This window comes from Pseudomonas reinekei (assembly GCF_001945365.1).
Classification (GTDB): Bacteria; Pseudomonadota; Gammaproteobacteria; order Pseudomonadales; family Pseudomonadaceae; genus Aquipseudomonas; species Aquipseudomonas reinekei.
This window is the reverse complement of the sequence record NZ_MSTQ01000004.1, coordinates 81,037-95,821: the sequence shown is the minus strand read 5'-3', so window position 1 is coordinate 95,821 and position 14,785 is coordinate 81,037. Positions and strand designations below refer to the sequence as shown.

The window sequence follows — 14,785 nt, the reverse complement described above, 5'->3', positions numbered from 1 at the left end:
TGCCGAGGTGCCCCATGTCGCAGACTCAACGTTTACTCTTGATCGCCCCTCCCGCCATGACCCGCACCCCGGCCTTCGACCGGGCTGCGGCGTTGGCGCGGGCGATGCAATTGCCCGTGCACATCGTGGCGTTCGACTATTCACAGGCCCTGGCGGTGGCCGGGTTGTTCGACCCGGAACAATTCGCGCTGGCCCGTGATGGCTATCTGCAAGCCCATCGCCAATGGCTCGCCGATCAGGCCGGATTAATGAGCAAGCATGGCGTGGAGGTCACCAGCGAGGTGGTATGGGTTCAGCATCCTTTCGAGGAAATCCTGAGCTTCATCAAGGAGATGCCGCTGACGCTGATCATCAAGGACGCTCAGGAAGAGTCGGCATTCAAGCGCGTTTTTTTCACCCCGCTGGATTGGCAACTGCTGCGCGATTGTTCTGTGCCGGTGCACCTGGTAACCACGCCATTGAACGCCCGGCCTCGTAACGTATTGGCCATCATTGATGTGCTGCGCGATGAGGATCAGGACCATGTGTTCAACGATCAGATTATCGACGCGGCGACGAAACTGGCCGCTGTCTGTGATGCCAGTCTTGAACTGTTGCATGTATATGACTGGACGGTTGTCTACGCACAGGACATGGGTTTTGGCGCATTGCCGTTGGCCACCGGGCTCTATGAAATGTTGGGAACGGCCCAGCATGAAGCATTTGCGGCCATTGCTGAACGCCACGGCGTGCCACCGGAGCGCAGGCACTTCATGGAGGGAGCCCCCGTGCCGAGTATTTGTGAGTTTGTCAGTGAGCACGACATCGATGTCATCGTCATGGGCACGGTGCAAAACAAGGGGTTGAGCAAACTGCTGGGCACCACCGCCGAGCAACTTCTGCATCGGGCGCCGTGCAGTGTACTGGCGATCAAACCGGGGAAAATGCTGCAATCGTGAGGGCTTGAGCGCCCCGCGATGAGCCGTTGGCCGGCACATCGCGGGGCGCCTTTCGTATGCGTCCGGCAAAGTCATCTAGCCATCCCGGAAAAGCCAGGACATCGTGTCCACTCAAATTTAGGTGGGCACCCGTTTTAGCGTACTGAGTGGGTATTCCATTCAGCGAACACGCCGTTCGTATTCCACCCCTTCAAAGCCCAGGTTCAAGAGTGTGTCCAGCCCGGCGTTTCAATCACCAGCGTGGCCCTCAGCCACAGCCTCAACTCAAACCTCGTCCACAAGTAGATTCGGTTGTCATCGCAGAAGAATGCGGCAAGCTTAGCCACTCTCGGAGTACTACGAATCTTTGGTGAGTGTCATTCGACGGCCATAAAGTTGAACGCCTTTTCGGTAACGAATTGGCCCGATGCCTCCCCGGTAAGGATACGGTTCATGTCCACCCCGAGGTCGAGTTTTCGGACATGTGCACCTTCAGTGAAGTCAAGCTTCTTTAAGTCCACCCAGAAGACGTTGGGTGAAGTTGCCGATTCGCCATAGAAGAGCATGCTTTTCTGATCAGCAACCACACGCCAACGGGTTGTGGAAAGATTCGGTGCTTCAGGAAGGCTTACGCCATAGGGTACCGAAGCGTTGCGGATCACGCTGAATACAGCGGCGTTGGCGATTCGCGGGTCGTCGCTTTGGGTTACCGCGTTGATGTAAAAACCCGCGCGCACGAAGCGGTCTTCGGAGCGGCCACTGCCGGGCAGGAAGTTGAGTGGGTCGACCGCGCTCCAGTATTTCTGGTTGGCGAGTTGGCTGCCATAGGGTGGGTCGTTCGTCACTACTTGGTACTTGCGGTCATGATGAATGCTCAGCTTTCCGCCGATCCACTCCAGCACAGCGCTGTCGCCGGAGGCATCGGAGAGCGTCAAATGCAACGGCGCGAGGCTGCCGGGTCGGCCGGGTACTTCACCGCTTACCACCTGCACGGGATGGCTGCGCGTATATTCGACCGCCTCTGATACCGTCGCGAACTGATCAAGATAGAACTGTGCCCAGATTGAGAGTGACATGCGAGGCGTCTTCCCGTCGTCCTCGGGAAACTCTGTGGCGTTCAGCCAAAGCAGGCTGGCGTTTAGGCCAGCCTCGTTCATGCCGTCAACCGTCGAAATGTCATAGCCAGACACGGCGAGGCTGCCGAACTTAGATGTCCATTCAAGTGAGCGCGAACCGGAGGCTCCATTGCGCTTCATCCCGCGAGGGAAGACCCAGAAGTTGCTAACCATGGCATCCTTGAAGTCCATACTGCGGCCGGTAATATTCCTCCCATCAGGGCCATGATAAACAGCCCTTGTACAGGCCTGGACTTCGGCGCATAGCAGGGCGGCGGCTGCAATTAAGGTGGTGAGCGTGATTGCGAATTTAGACATGGCGAATACCAATCCTTGGGACGGCTGTGTGAAGCCTTAGCTGATCAAAACTGATAGGTCATTCCGAGTGCCGGGCCGCTGAGGCGCGTGTCGTAGAGGTGGCCGTTGTAATCGTAATCTACGTCGAGCAACTTATAGCCTACGGAGGTGGAAAGGCTATCTCTGAAAGCATAATTAACGGTAACCAGAGCCGACCATGTGAAGTCGGAGCCTGCGCCAAACCCACCGATGTCGGCCTGACCCTGAACGGAGAGCTTTTGCGTAATGGGAAGGAATGCACGCAGGCCGACCAGTGGGTCGACCCAGCCGAAGCTTTCGCGGTAGCTGGCAGACTTGCTTAGGCCGCCAAGGCTCCCGGTAACCTTCATCCTGTTAGAGATGTGCCAAACGCGGGCGCCGGCCAGGGCATCGAGGCTGAGCCCAGGTGCATTGATGACCCGGTAACCGCCCATGAGGGTTGCGGTGAATTGTTTTGTGTCGACCTTCGCATCGATGTTGCCGCCTGGCGGTATTACGCCAAGGCCGGGAATCGAAAATGCAGGCAGCGGGCCGACATTATGTATATCTGTCGTATCGACATACATGATGTCGCCCGAGAGGACGAAGCGGTCATAGCGTCCCCAAACATTTATGAAGCCACCAAAGTTCAGATCATCCACTACGTCGGAGAACGGCTTCTCAACGCTAATTGTAGGGCCTCGTTGGAACGGCGAAACGCGGCCATCTAGGCGGGCAGCCCAAATATAGGGCGTGACCTGCAATGCCGAATTTTGGTGTTCCAATGGGGCATGCTCTTGCGTCACGTCGAGGGAGGTATCCTCGCCATGCGCGGCCTGTGCGCTGCCAATGGACAAGGCAATGACGACGGCATACCACGACGATAGAGCTTCGCTGGCGCAGGTAAAAATGGTCTTACCTTCAGCCCGGTGACGGGGGCTGTCCCGACGATCGGCCAGACTGCGTAATGGGGGGCTGTATCGAAATCGCATGATGCCTCCTTGTTTCATCTGCGGTAGCTAAATTACTAATATTCCTTGGTAAATTAGCGATGACGAATACTATAGTTTCTAGAAAGTGGTTATGCGTTGTGGCATCACGCACTGCGTGATTAAATCGCTTGCCAGTTATGCGGCAGCAACTGATCGATCTCACTCGCCCGCTGCGTCGGCAACCGCGCCAGCACATCCTTGAGATAAGCATACGGATCATGCCCGTTGATGCGCGCCGACTGGATCAGGCTCATGATGGCCACCGCCCGCTTGCCGCTGCGTAGCGATCCCGCAAACAACCAGTTAGACCGCCCAAGCGCCCACGGCCGGATCGAGTTCTCGATCTGGTTGTTGTCGATGGGTACAGCACCATCTTCCAGGTAGCGCGTCAGCGCTACCCAGCGTTTAAGGCTGTAATCCAGGGCCTTGGCCGTGGCCGAACCCTCGGGCACCAGTTCGCGTTGGGCCAGCATCCACTCATGTAGCTTTTCAGCGATGGGCACTGTTGTTTCCTGGCGTGATCGCCAACGGTCTTCGTCGCTCATTTCCTTGGCGTGTCGCTCGACTTCGTACAGCCCGCCAATCGATTGAAGCGCCTGCTCTGCCAACGGGCTTTTATTGACTACATGCAGGTCGAAGAACTTGCGGCGCGCATGCGCCATGCAGCCGATTTCGGTGATGCCCAGTTCGAAGCTGGCCTTGTAGCCGGCGAAGTCGTCACAAACCAGCTTGCCGTTCCAGGTGCCCAGGAAGTTACGCGCATGTTCGCCGGCACGGCTGGGGCTGAAGTCGTAGACCACGGCTTTGAGTGCCGAAAACGGCGTAGAGCTGTAGGCCCAAACGTAAGCGCGGTGGGTTTTCTTCTCGCCGGGCGCCAGCATTTGTACCGGCGTTTCATCGGCGTGAACGTGCGCCAGCAGGCCCACCGTGGGGATGCCCTTGTCGATTACTTGAGGCGGCACCGGCGCCTGGATCAGCGTTTCGCAGTGCCGGCAGGCCCATTTCCCACGCACATGCTGTTCGACAGTGAACACGCCCGGCGTGTATTCCAGCTTCTCGCTGACATCTTCACCGATGCGCTAAAGCTGGCAGCCGCACGCGCACTGGGTGTTCTCCGGCTCGTGATGGATCACAGTGCGTGGGAACTGCGGTGGCAACGGCGCACGCCTGGGTTGCTGGCGTGGTTCTGCCTGCGCGGGTGCTGGATGAAGGGCTTTTAACTCGGCCTCGATGGCTTCGAGATCAGTATTAAGCAGGTCATCGAGCAAGCTGCCTTGCGCCGGGCTGATCTGCTCGCTGCGTTTGGCGAAAGCTGAAAGGCAGCGTTTAAAGCCATGTAATTGCGCCGCCAGCACCGACTCGTTGCCAAGGCAACCCCAGCACCAGCGCCTGGAGTTGTTCGGGGTCGAGTTCGACCTCCATCCCACGATGTATACCTGGCCAGTGAAGTTTGCCCTGGTTCAAACGTCGCGCCGCCAGCCAGATACCGACGCCGTCGTGCACCAGGACTTTCGTTCGGTTGGCCCGGCGGTTGGCAAAGAGGTAGGCGCAGTGCGGCTTCGCCGCACCGAATACCGCGACCACTCTGGCCAACGCGGTCTCGGTGCCGGCACGCATGTCCATGGGCTCGGTGGCGAGCCAGATGGCATCAACGCGAATCATTGGGCCAGGCCACGAATGAAACACGCGCAGCCGTCCGGATCAGAGGCTGGCCACTTTACGGTGATGGACTTATCTCCCAGGTGTAGCGAGATGATCACCCTCTCTTCTGTTGCGCGCCTTGGTGCTGGTTTTACGGGAACGAAAGCCGGCAGTGTTGCGGGTGATTGATCCCGGTAAATCGGTAGCCACTTGCGGATTACATTGGCGTTGATGCCGTGATGGAGGGCTACGCTGGAAATCGTCGCTCCGGGTTGCAGGCATTCCTGGACGACTTGAGCTTTGAATGGTTTGGGGTAAGAGCTTCGTTGGCGCATGGAAATCCTGGCGATAAGGGCGATGGTGTCCGCTTACGCGGACACCATCGCCCTTAATACTGGAGTTCGGTAGGTGACTTGGCCGGACGCTTACCGCCTTTCTACAGGTAAAGCCGATGGATCACCTGACGGCTGTCGTCAGGATCATTGTGCGTTTCGAAGCCGAGCGCCTTGGCCAGATCGCGCATGGGGGCATTGCTGGACGAGTCCACTGAATACATTTGGCGAAAGCCGTTTTTGCGGGCGGCCTTGATCAGATGCTCCATCAGTAATGTGCCCAGACCCAGATGAGTCCATTCATCGGCCACCGTTACTGCGCATTCACACTCATGCTCGCGGGTGGCCGCGTAACGGCTGATGCCGATCTCGACCAGTTGCCCGTTGTCATGCACCAGGGCGATATAGGCCACACGCTGTTTATTGTCTGTGTCCATCAACTGATTGAGCATGGCATCGCCGGGTTCGTTTATCTGCGCGAGAAAACGCATGTGCCGGGATTCGGGAGACAGCCGTTTGATGAAGGCATATTCACGGCCGCGATCCTTTTCCGCCAGCGGTCGAATCAGTACGTGACGACCGTCCCTGAGTGCTTCGATCCAGTATTGGCCGTGGACCGCAGCGTAGGCGGCTGCAGCCCGATCATTGTGGTCTTTGACGGTAAGCATGGGGTGTTCCTCCAGTGCGGTTTGAAAGGTTGGCCCGCGGCAGAAGCGCCGCGTTTGAATCCTTTCTACACCGCTGTCGACGCTTGAATCTGATCTGGATCAGACGCCGGTGCCGGCGGCATTGATTGGCTTGTGCTTGATGTAAATCAAACCGCACGCAGGGATGACGCGCAGTCTTCAAGCATGCCGGCACGGTATGACCGGCGTCGAACGGAGGTGTGTGATGGGGCAATATCAACGTTTTCTGCTGATCGCTGACCCAAGCCTGCATCAGTCTCCTGCCCAGTTGCGCGCCGTCGCATTGGCCAAGGCGGCCGGGGCCGTGCTGGATGTGCGGGCCTTTGTCGAGCCGGCGCCGGTGGTGCATTTATGGCAGGAAAAAATCGACGACGCAGAGCATCAGCGTTATGTGCGGCGCTACCGTCGCTGGGAGGTCGAAGAGTTGGATCGGCTCGGCGACCTGGGCCTTGAGGTAACGGTCAAAGCCGTGTTCACCACTCATCCGCTGCTGGACATTTTGAAGACGGTCGAGGATCTCAAACCCGATCTGCTGATCAAGGATGTCACCCTCGAACCCGTGCTCAAGCGGGTGTTCATTACCCCGATTGATTGCCACTTGTTGCGTGAGTGCCCGATCCCTGTGCACCTGGTCAACCAGGTTCGCTACAGCCTGCCTCACAGGGTTGTCGCGGCAGTCGACCCGTTCGACCCTTCGACACATATCAGCGGATTGAACGACACCATCATTCAGACTGCCAACGCCCTGGCCCTGCAATGCGATGCGCCGTTGCACCTGCTATACGCCTACGATCTATCGCCGGCCTTCAACGGCGAGGCGCCACTGATCGGGGGCGGTTGGGGGGTGGATTTGAGCGAAGAGCTGCGTCAATCCCTGCACCAGGCCTTTATTACCCTGGCAGAACGCTATGGAGTGCCACCGGAGCGTCGGCATTTCGTCATGGGTTTACCGGTGCCGGTGATCAGTGAGTTTGTCGAGCAATACCTGGCCGACGTGGTGGTGATGGGCACCGTGCATCGAGTGGGGATCGACCGGCTGATCGGCAGCAACACAGAGCGAGCGCTGTACTCTGTGCCCGGCAGCATTCTGGCGGTCAGGGCCAATCGCTGACGCCTGACCATTAGCGGTTTGCGTCGTAGGTCCCCGTCCTTTGGAGATGGATCATGAGCCAGTATCAACGTCTATTACTGATCATCAATCCGGCGCTGCGTCATTCCCCCGCCGTGAATCATGCCGCAGCACTGGCCAAGGCCAGCGGCGCGAGTTTGCATATCACGGCGCTGATCCCCTCGCTCAAATGGTTATCGCTGCTTGAGGCGGGTGATCGAACCCTGGCCCGCGAGCAATACCTGCAGGAGCATCGCGGCTGGCTGGAGGCTCAGGCGCAGAACCTGCGTGGCCGGGGAATTGAGGTGACCACGCAGGTCACGTGGGCGCAGGACATGAAGCAAGACATCATCGACCACGTCACGGACATGCAGCCGGACGTGTTGATCAAGGAAATTGACCATGCCTCGGTGCTCAAGCGGGCCTTTTTCACGCCGCTGGACTGGCATTTGTTACGTCACTGTCCAGTACCGGTTTACCTGGTTGGCGGCAGTGGCCTGGGCTTACCGCGTAAGGTTGTGGCGGCTGTCGAAGTCTCGGAGGTCGAGTCGGCTGACGATGAACTTAATGACCGAATCATCAAGCAGGCTTGCCGTCTTGCCATGCAGTGCAATGCCGAGCTGCATTTGCTTTTCGCCTGCGATATCTCGGCTGTTTTTCTGGCGGACATGGACGGCCTCACACTCGCGGACCTGACTAAAGCGCTGCGCAAGGACCTGGAAAAGTCTTTCCTTCGGTTGGCAGGACAGTTCGGTGTGCCCGCGGATCGTCGACATTTCATCGACGGACATCCGGTCAAGGTGTTGAGCGAGTTTGCTGATGAACACAACGTGGATGTGATCGTGATGGGCAGAGTCCAGTCCCATGGTCTGGACAAACTGCTGGGCAGCACGACCGAGCACATCTTGTATCAGGCGCCATGCAGCGTTTTGGCGATTTAGCTCGAAGGTGTTCAGCGTTGGATGGTGCAACTCGGCGCGATGGCGACTATTTGCGTTTCCAGTATTTCTGCATTTCCAGAAACAGGAAGGAAGCGGTCCAGGTGATAAGCACCAACCCGGTCAGGGCTTGCAGACCGGTCAGATACTTGATGTCGCCCACGGGTGAAATATCGCCAAAGCCAATCGTCGTGTACGTCGTGAAGGAAAAGTACACGCAGTCCATCAGAGATCCGTCGAAGTTGCCTGTCAAGCTGCCCCATTTACCGGCGTGCACCATGAGGTAGTAGACCAACGCGAAACACCAGACCTCTATTGCGTGGGCCAGCAGGGCGCCGAATACGCCAACGACAATTCTGAAACGGCTCCACAGTTTGAGCCGGGGCAGCCAATCGTTCAGCCGTAGCAGGCATTCGTAGTGGATCACGACCGCGATGATGACTACCAGCATATTGATCAACGTGACAGTCAACATGGCAACACTCCAGCGAGAGGGGCGGGTAGTCGTGGCCCCTTGGTCGATTCAGTTCTACACCTCAAAGCTGGAAAAAGGTTGAGTTGAATCAATCATGGACGGACTAACCGAACGCGCGTTGTTCCATTGCCGGCAGCGGCTGATTCGTTGATAAAAGTCAGGTTCGCCCTCGGTATGACAGCCAATAATCAATTGGCAGGCAGGACCCAGGGCGAGGTACATGATGCTCAAGCTCAAACGCATTCTATTGATAGCTCCCAGCGAAATGACCCATACCCCGGCATTTGAGCGTGCACACGCCCTGGCGTGCGCAACCGGTGCGTTGTTGCACGTTGTCGCGTTCGATTATGTTCAGGCGTTGGCGGTAGCCGGGCTGCTGGACCACGACGCGATGGCCCAGGCACGAGAAGGCTATTTGCAAGTGCACCGTCATTGGCTGGAGCAGCAGGCCCGTTTTTTCCGATGCGGCGGACTGCAGGTGAGCTCCGAAGTGGTCTGGGCCAAGTCGAGCCTGACCAACCTGCTGGAATACGTGAATGATTTCCATCCGGACCTGGTGATCAAGGACACGCATTACGTGCCAGCACTCGACCGAGCCTTTCACCGCCCCCTGGACTGGCGCCTGCTGCGCGAGTGTCCGACGCACCTGCATCTGGTGACCAGTGCGAGAAATCCCAAGCCATTGAAAATCCTGGCGGCGATCGATTTGTCCCATCTGGAGGAGCTGACGCAGGGTTTGAATGACCGGATAGTCGATCTGGCGTCGACCCTGGCGGCCAGTTGCGGCGCCGAGCTGCACTTGCTTAACGTCTGTCGTTGGTCAGAGATCAGCGATGCACTGATGAGTGTGCCGACGGGCAGTCTTGATGACAGCTTCAGGGACGCGATTGAAGATACTCAGCAAGAGGCTTTCGATGTGCTTGCCGAGCGCTATTGCGTCAAGGATGCACATCGACATCTCCTGACGGGTATTCCCCACAAGGTCATTGGATTGTTCGCGCAACAGCATGCCTTCGACATGGTGGTGCTGGGTACGGTTTATCACCAGGCGCCTGAACGGTTTATTGGCGATACCGCCGAGAGCCTGTTGAACCGGGCACCGTGCAGTTTGATGATCGTCAAGCCTTTACGCTCGTCCGGTTGAACGAGGCCCCATCGAGCCCGCAGTTGATAAAAATCAACTGACCCTCGGCCAAAAGGAGCGATCAATAGCGCTCCTCTGAATGCTCAAGGGCAACGGCCATGCGAATCACATTTCTAGGTGCCGCGGGTACGGTCACGGGTAGCAAGTATCTACTGGAACATGGCAACCAACATGTGCTGGTCGATTGCGGTCTGTTCCAGGGCTACAAGCAATTGCGACTGCACAATCGCGACCCGTTCCAGCTTCCGGTCAGCGACCTCGATGCCATTGTGCTGACCCATGCCCATCTTGATCACAGCGGTTATCTGCCCGTGCTGGTGCGCAATGGTTATCGCGGCCCGGTGTACGCCACGCCCGCCACCTGTGAATTGGTGAAAATCCTGCTGCTGGACAGTGGTCGCTTGCAGGAAGAGGAAGCGGAGTTCGCCAACCGGCATGGCTTCTCGAAGCACAGCCCGGCGCTGCCGCTTTACACCGAGCAAGATGCTGAGCGAGCACTGAAACTGTTGCGGCCGGTGGAGTTGCATCACAAGGTGGCAATCGCCGCGGACATGACCATCCTGATGCGTGGCGCCGGGCATATCCTGGGTGCCGCGACGGTCGAGGTGATTGCTGGCGGCCAGACCCTGGTGTTTTCCGGGGATTTGGGACGCCCGGACGATCCTGTGATGTTGGCTCCCGAAACGGTCGAGCAGGCGGATTACCTGCTGGTGGAGTCTACCTACGGTGATCGTCAACATCCGGTCGAGGCGCCACAGGCGCAATTGGCCGACATCATCACCCGCACGGCACTGCGCCGAGGGATTACCCTGGTGCCATCGTTTGCGGTCGGGCGCGCTCAGCTGCTGATGTATCACCTGTATCAGTTGAAGCGCAGACGGGCGATTCCCGATATTCCAATCTACCTCAACAGTCCGATGGCCACCGATGTCACGCTGTTGTACCAGCGCTTCCGGAACGAGCACAGATTATCGATGGAAGACTGCGAAGGCATGTGCCATGTGGCGCAATTCGTACACACGGTCGATGAGTCGAGAGCGCTTGATCAGCAACGCACCCCGGCGGTGATTATTGCCGCCAGCGGCATGGCGACAGGAGGGCGGGTGGTCCATCACCTCAAGGCACTGGCGCCCAATCCGATCAACACGCTGCTAATGCCTGGCTTCCAGGCCGGTGGCACTCGTGGTGCGCAAATTGTTGCGGGAGTTTCTTCGGTGCGTATCCACGGCAAGGACGTGCCGATCCGCGCCGAGGTGGTACCGATGCAAACACTGTCCGCACACGCCGACGCCGATGAAATCATGCAGTGGCTGCGCGGGTTCAAACGACCGCCAAAACATACCTTTGTCGTCCATGGGGAACCTAACGCGTCGGATGTGCTGCGCCGGCGCATCAGTCTGGAGTTGGGGTGGTCGGTGTCGGTGCCGGAGTATCGCGACAGTGTCGAACTCCCCGGCATCGACCTCACCGCAGGTGCATGACGCGCGCCCCCCAAAGCGACGGCCGTTTGTGCGCCCGGCTTGATCCAGATCAAACGGCATTTTTCAGTGAGCGCCATTGTTCTGATAAAAATGGTGAGAGATCCAGCCATGTCAAACCACAATTTTTTCAACCGTTATCACGCGGTTCAGGACTGGAGCAGGGGGGCGGCGCACAGGTGCCTTCACTGGACGGGCCTGCGTTCCTGGAAGCGTGAGGCAACCCTCTTGCTGTCGGTCTCGGTGGCGTTGATGGCAGGCTATCTCATGGTGTTGAACTTCGCCTCTCACGAGGTGCAGGATCTGGTCAACACGTGCACGGCACGATTAGAGGTCGAGTTTGAAAATGCCGAGATAGATTCCCTTCCAGACACCCTGCCTCGGTCGTTGTGTGAATGCGTGGCACATCACCTGGTCGACAAAAATGGCCTGGTACGCCTGGCCATGGTCAACAAACACCTGCTTGAACCGATGGCCCTTGAACCCGTTACGCAAAAGGACGAAGAGGCCTGCATCAACGCCCTGTGGCAGACCCATGACGAACTGGCCAGGCGCATGTCCCTTTGAGTGAGGAGGGGGCAGGCGCCGAGATGGCCGTCGAGCCCGCGCCGAAGCATCGCTGTGTGCGGCAGACATTCACGCAAACCGTATATCCCCAGACCGCCATGTTTTTTCACCATGCGCCGAGGTGTGTAATGATCCGTCCATTGCGTTTGCTGTTCCTTGCCCCCTTTTCCCAAGCGGCTCACTGCCCCGGCCTTGAATACGCGGGTGATCTGGCGCGCGCCCTGGGTGTGCCATTGCATATTGCCGCCTTCACCGATCTCCACGGCGCAGAGTCGGCCGGCCCGGCAGGCGCCGAATGCCCCGACGTCGTTCGCCAAAGCGTATTGGCACTGCGTCAAAAGTGGCTGAAAGACGAAAGCGCGCGTTTGCAGGAGAAGGGCGTCGATGTCCATCCCGAAATCGTCCGCGCGAGCTCCTCTGCAACCGAATTCGCTGCCTGTGCGCAACGCCTTGAGGCGGACTTGATTATCAAGGACATGCAGGCGCGGCCAGGTCAGGCGCATTGTGGATTGTCACCACAGGATTGGGAGTTCTTGAGCGTCAGTCCAGTCTCCGTGCTTTACGTCCAGCCAGGCCCGACGCAAATACCCGGCAAGGTTTTGGCCGCGATCGACATGGAATTTCAGGCGAAAGAAGGCGACAGCGACAATCATTCAATCATTGAGGCTGCCAGACGCCTGGCCAGCGCCTGTGGTGCTGCATTGCATGTGATCAGCATTTACGACACCGATGCTCCAGGTCAGGGCGACCTGTCCCGATTCGACGTCCGCAAGCAGGCTTTCGATGACTTTGCCCGTCAGCATGGGATTGCCCGAGAACATCGGCATTTCATACCCGGGGCGCCAGCGAATGCCATTTGTGCCTACCTGCAGCGCAGTGCCTACAACCTGCTGGTTATCGGTGCGGCCAATCACCATCTGCTGCCTTCCGGCATCGGGTTGACCGCTGAAGGGATTCTCGAACACGCCGGTTGCAGCGTCCTGGCAATCAAGGTGCCCGTTGCGGCTGCGCCCATCAAGACAACCGCGCCCGATTCTATTCGTCACGCGTCCAGTTGACGGTCAAGCCGTACTCATCATCGCCGTACTGGTAATCGACGGTTCCTTTGAACGCGGCTTCCAGGGCATGGCCCAGGCGGTTGGCGAGATGGATGCCGGTCGTGGTCACAATGAGATCTGCCGCTGAGTCGGTCAGGTTGATGATGCGTTCCAGGGCATGCTCGGCTTTTTCCTTCTTCTCGGTGTTTTCGATCAGGTTGATGATTTCTTTTCGATGCTTTTGCAAGAAGCTGCCCGATAACGTAAGCGTCCCTGCAGGCATGTTGTCAACGATGCGTCGGCAGGCTGGGCACTTCACGGTTCGCGCGTCATGAATGACCGTGTTTTCAGGGTGTTTCCAGGTCCAGTTGCCGCCTTGGTAGACCGCGTTGCACTGCGGGCAGATGGCTGCACCTTCAACCCGCGGCAGCCTGTAAGGGTCGTGGGTGGATGTTTTGAACAGGTTGTCTTTTTGACTTTGCTGAAACTTGTTCATGGCTTTTCTCCTCGCGCGTGAAATGGAAAAGTCTTGACGTGTCAGCATGACCGAAAAGAGATCACTGCTCCTTTCAGCCCTCTGAGAACACCTCACTTTTTAAGGTTTCATTTGGACTCGGTTTGTTGCTGCGTGAATTGATTTTTATCAATCCGTGGGCGCGAACGGACAGTCGGTCATGCCTGCGGTGCGTACTAAGGTCGTGTTCCGTGCTGCCGCTCGCGAGAAAATCCTCAGCGGCGCCACCCAGTTGGCGGATGCCATACGTGTGACGCTGAAGCCGAGATCCAGATCGGTATCGATCCAGAATAAGCGGGGCAACCCAACGGTCTGCAATGATGACCGATATTCTGGAAAAGGAATCTCCTGCCCAAACCCCTTTCCCTGAATAACAGCGCGGCTGGACAACACTCAGGTATAGGAGGCCGCACCGGTCATCGCCAAGTGATTGAGAATCGGGTTTTCACCCTGCAAGTCACTCAGCGCCTGGTGCATCAATTGGAGAGCCTCTGCTCTTTTCTCGTAGCGTTTGCACGGATCGGCATGACGGAGCGCTGCTCCCGCAAGGGAGAAACAGCGTGTGGCCGCTCGCAAAGAAAGGAAAAGCGCCAAGGGTTTGCAATCTTCCTCGACACCACTGTGGTTGATGTAACTGGACAGCAGGCGTGCACTTAACCTGTGCAGCCCATGGTGTTGCAGATCCATCAGCACAAAAGCCAGGTCGTACAGCACATCGATGCAGGCAATCCGCTCACTGAACTCAATCCCGTCAAAGAGGGTCGGCTGATCGTCGAGCAGGCAGATGTTGGCCAGGCGCATATCACCATGACAGCGGCGAACTCGGCCCGCGCGGCGGCGCTCTTCAAGGCAATCGGTCAACGACTGCAACAGGGTCCGGGAGGCGTGGGCAATGGCGGCGATTGTCGCGGCATCGAGGATAAGGTGATAGCGAGACATTTCCCTGTGGTTCTTCTCGATTTCTTCGTACAGGTCCGAGAGGCGACCGAAAGAAGGGGTGATTTGTGCTTTGGCATGAAAGCGGGCGATCTCGGCCCCCAGCTGTTCCATCATCGGTTCAGTCAGACGCCCTTCAACGGCCATGCGGTCAAACAGCCGATCCTGAGGAAAGCGTCTCATCACGACGAGCCAGTCAACCACTTGCCCGCAGCCGTTGAGCGCTAACTGACCATCCGTCTGGCGCGTGATCGACAGCAGGCTCAAGTACAGCGTCGGCGCCGTTCGCCGATTGAGTTGTAACTCTGCCTGACAGGCCTTTTCGCGGCTTTGCAGGCTGCGGAAATCCAGCTCGGCAAACGCCACGGCCCGCTTGAGTTTGTAGGCACGGTCGCCCTGCAGGAAAATCACCGAACCATGGGTCTCGATCCGCTCCACCGGCAGGTTTGCGTTGCCGTAGCTGGACGGTCTGGAGAGAAAGGCAATCACCTCATCTTGCAGGTTGTTCATTCCCGTCACCACGCGGTCTGCGGACTGTCGGCAGAGTGAAGAACGGAAGGGCTGCGCAAAATCGTCGCAGCGGTTGACGC

The 14,785-nt window shown here is 57.9% G+C and carries 15 protein-coding genes and 1 pseudogene; 7 read left to right on the top strand and 9 right to left on the bottom strand.

The window, feature by feature from the left end:
• Positions 1–14 precede the first annotated feature (14 nt).
• On the top strand, positions 15–938 hold the full coding sequence (locus BVK86_RS07390) for a universal stress protein (RefSeq protein WP_075945807.1): 924 nt from the start codon (positions 15–17) through the stop codon (positions 936–938).
• Between the two features lie 356 nt (positions 939–1,294).
• Here the strand turns inward: BVK86_RS07390 and BVK86_RS07385 are convergent, their stop codons facing one another.
• The 6 genes and pseudogenes from BVK86_RS07385 to BVK86_RS07360 all read right to left on the bottom strand — a co-directional run bounded on the left by BVK86_RS07385 (position 1,295) and on the right by BVK86_RS07360 (position 5,980).
• A complete protein-coding gene (locus BVK86_RS07385) occupies positions 1,295–2,350 on the bottom strand; it encodes a linear amide C-N hydrolase (RefSeq protein ID WP_075945806.1) in 1,056 nt (351 codons plus the stop codon).
• A 44-nt stretch (positions 2,351–2,394) separates the two neighbouring features.
• Complete coding sequence (locus tag BVK86_RS07380) at positions 2,395–3,339, bottom strand: hypothetical protein (RefSeq protein WP_197678086.1); 945 nt, start codon at positions 3,337–3,339, stop codon at positions 2,395–2,397.
• Positions 3,340–3,458: 119 nt separating this feature from the next.
• Positions 3,459–4,649 (bottom strand): annotated as a pseudogene (gene tnpC, locus BVK86_RS07375) (IS66 family transposase); the annotation flags it as partial.
• A 16-nt stretch (positions 4,650–4,665) separates the two neighbouring features.
• Positions 4,666–5,001, bottom strand: coding sequence for an IS66 family insertion sequence element accessory protein TnpB (gene tnpB, locus BVK86_RS30095; protein WP_075945805.1), 336 nt, complete (start codon positions 4,999–5,001; stop codon positions 4,666–4,668).
• On the bottom strand, positions 4,998–5,315 hold the full coding sequence (gene tnpA / locus BVK86_RS30495) for an IS66-like element accessory protein TnpA (RefSeq protein WP_075945804.1): 318 nt from the start codon (positions 5,313–5,315) through the stop codon (positions 4,998–5,000). Before tnpA ends, tnpB begins: the two co-directional genes overlap by 4 nt.
• A gap of 101 nt (positions 5,316–5,416) precedes the next feature.
• Positions 5,417–5,980 carry a GNAT family N-acetyltransferase gene (locus BVK86_RS07360; protein ID WP_075945803.1) on the bottom strand — a complete coding sequence of 188 codons (564 nt, stop codon included), beginning with the start codon at positions 5,978–5,980 and terminating at the stop codon, positions 5,417–5,419.
• Positions 5,981–6,203: 223 nt separating this feature from the next.
• Here BVK86_RS07360 and BVK86_RS07355 point away from each other — a divergent pair, with 223 nt between their 5' ends.
• Together BVK86_RS07355 and BVK86_RS07350 are read left to right on the top strand one after the other, a co-directional pair.
• A complete protein-coding gene (locus BVK86_RS07355) occupies positions 6,204–7,109 on the top strand; it encodes a universal stress protein (protein ID WP_075945802.1) in 906 nt (301 codons plus the stop codon).
• Between the two features lie 53 nt (positions 7,110–7,162).
• Positions 7,163–8,047, top strand: a complete 885-nt coding sequence (locus tag BVK86_RS07350; RefSeq protein WP_075945801.1) for a universal stress protein — start codon at positions 7,163–7,165, stop codon at positions 8,045–8,047.
• Between the two features lie 46 nt (positions 8,048–8,093).
• Here BVK86_RS07350 and BVK86_RS07345 read toward each other — a convergent pair whose 3' ends face one another.
• On the bottom strand, positions 8,094–8,519 hold the full coding sequence (locus tag BVK86_RS07345; RefSeq protein WP_075945800.1) for a potassium channel family protein: 426 nt from the start codon (positions 8,517–8,519) through the stop codon (positions 8,094–8,096).
• A gap of 223 nt (positions 8,520–8,742) precedes the next feature.
• Between BVK86_RS07345 and BVK86_RS07340 the strand changes: the two genes are divergently transcribed.
• From BVK86_RS07340 to BVK86_RS07325, 4 genes are all read left to right on the top strand, one after another.
• Complete coding sequence (locus tag BVK86_RS07340) at positions 8,743–9,663, top strand: universal stress protein (protein WP_075946104.1); 921 nt, start codon at positions 8,743–8,745, stop codon at positions 9,661–9,663.
• Positions 9,664–9,761: 98 nt separating this feature from the next.
• On the top strand, positions 9,762–11,144 hold the full coding sequence (locus BVK86_RS07335; protein WP_075945799.1) for an MBL fold metallo-hydrolase RNA specificity domain-containing protein: 1,383 nt from the start codon (positions 9,762–9,764) through the stop codon (positions 11,142–11,144).
• 39 nt (positions 11,145–11,183) lie between these two features.
• A complete protein-coding gene (locus BVK86_RS07330) occupies positions 11,184–11,708 on the top strand; it encodes a hypothetical protein (protein ID WP_224791255.1) in 525 nt (174 codons plus the stop codon).
• Positions 11,709–11,836: 128 nt separating this feature from the next.
• Positions 11,837–12,766, top strand: a complete 930-nt coding sequence (locus BVK86_RS07325) for a universal stress protein (protein WP_075945797.1) — start codon at positions 11,837–11,839, stop codon at positions 12,764–12,766.
• On the opposite strand, the gene BVK86_RS07320 is transcribed toward BVK86_RS07325, so the two are convergent.
• Together BVK86_RS07320 and BVK86_RS07315 are read right to left on the bottom strand one after the other, a co-directional pair.
• Positions 12,744–13,241 carry a BCAM0308 family protein gene (locus tag BVK86_RS07320; protein WP_075945796.1) on the bottom strand — a complete coding sequence of 166 codons (498 nt, stop codon included), beginning with the start codon at positions 13,239–13,241 and terminating at the stop codon, positions 12,744–12,746. The two genes, BVK86_RS07325 and BVK86_RS07320, sit on opposite strands and share 23 nt — an antisense overlap.
• Positions 13,242–13,652: 411 nt before the next feature.
• Complete coding sequence (locus tag BVK86_RS07315; RefSeq protein WP_075945795.1) at positions 13,653–14,705, bottom strand: phosphotransferase; 1,053 nt, start codon at positions 14,703–14,705, stop codon at positions 13,653–13,655.
• Between the last annotated feature and the right edge of the window lie 80 nt (positions 14,706–14,785).

Bases quoted from the DNA above. Each gene is read 5' to 3' on its own strand.
- BVK86_RS07390 (WP_075945807.1), top strand. From the start codon at position 15: ATGTCGCAGACTCAACGTTTACTCTTGATCGCCCCTCCCGCCATGACC.
- BVK86_RS07385 (WP_075945806.1), bottom strand. From the start codon at position 2,350: ATGTCTAAATTCGCAATCACGCTCACCACCTTAATTGCAGCCGCCGCC.
- BVK86_RS07380 (WP_197678086.1), bottom strand. From the start codon at position 3,339: ATGCGATTTCGATACAGCCCCCCATTACGCAGTCTGGCCGATCGTCGG.
- tnpB (WP_075945805.1), bottom strand. From the start codon at position 5,001: ATGATTCGCGTTGATGCCATCTGGCTCGCCACCGAGCCCATGGACATG.
- tnpA (WP_075945804.1), bottom strand. From the start codon at position 5,315: ATGCGCCAACGAAGCTCTTACCCCAAACCATTCAAAGCTCAAGTCGTC.
- BVK86_RS07360 (WP_075945803.1), bottom strand. From the start codon at position 5,980: ATGCTTACCGTCAAAGACCACAATGATCGGGCTGCAGCCGCCTACGCT.
- BVK86_RS07355 (WP_075945802.1), top strand. From the start codon at position 6,204: ATGGGGCAATATCAACGTTTTCTGCTGATCGCTGACCCAAGCCTGCAT.
- BVK86_RS07350 (WP_075945801.1), top strand. From the start codon at position 7,163: ATGAGCCAGTATCAACGTCTATTACTGATCATCAATCCGGCGCTGCGT.
- BVK86_RS07345 (WP_075945800.1), bottom strand. From the start codon at position 8,519: ATGTTGACTGTCACGTTGATCAATATGCTGGTAGTCATCATCGCGGTC.
- BVK86_RS07340 (WP_075946104.1), top strand. From the start codon at position 8,743: ATGCTCAAGCTCAAACGCATTCTATTGATAGCTCCCAGCGAAATGACC.
- BVK86_RS07335 (WP_075945799.1), top strand. From the start codon at position 9,762: ATGCGAATCACATTTCTAGGTGCCGCGGGTACGGTCACGGGTAGCAAG.
- BVK86_RS07325 (WP_075945797.1), top strand. From the start codon at position 11,837: ATGATCCGTCCATTGCGTTTGCTGTTCCTTGCCCCCTTTTCCCAAGCG.
- BVK86_RS07320 (WP_075945796.1), bottom strand. From the start codon at position 13,241: ATGAACAAGTTTCAGCAAAGTCAAAAAGACAACCTGTTCAAAACATCC.
- BVK86_RS07315 (WP_075945795.1), bottom strand. From the start codon at position 14,705: ATGAACAACCTGCAAGATGAGGTGATTGCCTTTCTCTCCAGACCGTCC.